This window comes from Vibrio qingdaonensis (assembly GCF_026191675.1).
Classification (GTDB): domain Bacteria; phylum Pseudomonadota; class Gammaproteobacteria; order Enterobacterales; family Vibrionaceae; genus Vibrio; species Vibrio qingdaonensis.
Window position 1 is genome coordinate 1 of the sequence record NZ_JAKRRY010000110.1, and the last position, 1,413, is coordinate 1,413.

Annotated in this window: 1 protein-coding gene; it reads left to right on the forward strand. The window is 44.7% G+C overall.

What is annotated here, in order from left to right:
• The first annotated feature begins 138 nt into the window (after positions 1-138).
• Positions 139-1,140 (forward strand): IS110 family RNA-guided transposase, encoded by a 1,002-nt coding sequence (locus MD535_RS25505; protein WP_265678085.1) that lies wholly within the window; start codon positions 139-141, stop codon positions 1,138-1,140.
• The last annotated feature ends 273 nt before the right edge of the window (positions 1,141-1,413 follow it).

Sequence of the window (1,413 nt, forward strand, 5' to 3'; positions counted from 1 at the left end):
GGAGAATGATATGAACGCTTCCTCAACCTACGGAGGCTGAGGATGATTCGATTGACGAGGAAGGATACTCCCTGTCACGGCATCAAAGTGCCCAGTATGGTTCAATCTAGTGCACTATCGACATTGGGAGTATCCAACATGAACAGTAACGTATTTGGTATTGATATCGCAAAACAAGTTTTTCAAATTCACTGGGTCGATCAAGAAACCGGTGAAATTCACTCAGACAAAGTGAAGCGGAAAGATTTTGTTCAGTACTTTGTTAACCAACAACCATCAATGATAGGAATGGAAGCTTGCGGAGGCGCTCACCACTGGGGAAGACTATTCAAGGAAATGGGTCATACCGTGAAGTTGCTGCCCGCAAAGAAAGTCAAGCCTTTCGTTTTTGGTAACAAGAATGATGTGGTGGACGCTCGTGCTATTTGGACGGCAATGCAGCAACCAGGAATGAAATTTATTGCAGTCAAAACCGAAGAGCAGCAAGCGATTTTGAGCATTCACCGTATGCGAGAATTACTAGTAAAACACAGAACGGCACAAATCAACTCGATACGCGGTCTGTTGACAGAATTTGGTCTGGTGATGCCGAAAGGCAAACAAGCCTTCAAGGAAAAGCTGCCTGATTGTTTAGCAAAACTGGAGGAGGATACTCCAAGTGTCTTTATGTGTGCCTTACAAGTTCAAGTGGAACGATTAACTCAGTTGGATGACGACATTAAACAACTAGAAAAGCAAATACAAAGCTGGTTTAAGCACGATGCAGATTGTCAGCGCATCGCCAAAGTGCCAGGCATAGGGCCACTCACTGCCACGGCTCTTATTGCTTCAATGGGGGATGCGTCAGCGTTTAAATCCAGTCGAGAATTTGCGGCATGGATAGGCATGGTTCCACGACAAACAGGAACAGGAGGTCGAGTGCACTTGCACGGGATCAGCAAACGAGGAGATGTGTATTTACGTACTCTGCTTATCCATGGGGCACGAGCAGTAATGACCCACAGTAAAGAAAAAAGTGAATGGCTCGTGTCTTTGCAAGCAAGACGACCGAAAAATGTCGTGACGGTTGCGTTAGCTAACAAGATAGCTCGAACCGTGTGGGCATTAGTTGCCAACCAAACCGAATATCAGCCTTGTTAAGCAAAGCTGGTTACTAATTAAAACTGACATAGGATGTTCGCAGAAAGTTTGCCAAGGTGCATCAAAGAGTAATGACAAACAGGTAAGACCAAGCCTTATAAAACCTAAATAAGGTGTAGAGCATTAAGCTCGCTAGGAGAATGAGGAATAAGGCTGCGGAAATCATTAGGGTCGGCAGTAAGTCTGCCAATTAAGACCGAATATAGAACTGCCACCTAACCATGTTTGAAAATACTTGATGATGTCCTAGCAAATGGGGAAGCGTTCATATAG

Excerpts from the sequence above, each read along its gene's own strand:
- MD535_RS25505 (WP_265678085.1), top strand. The coding sequence starts at position 139 with ATGAACAGTAACGTATTTGGTATTGATATCGCAAAACAAGTTTTTCAA.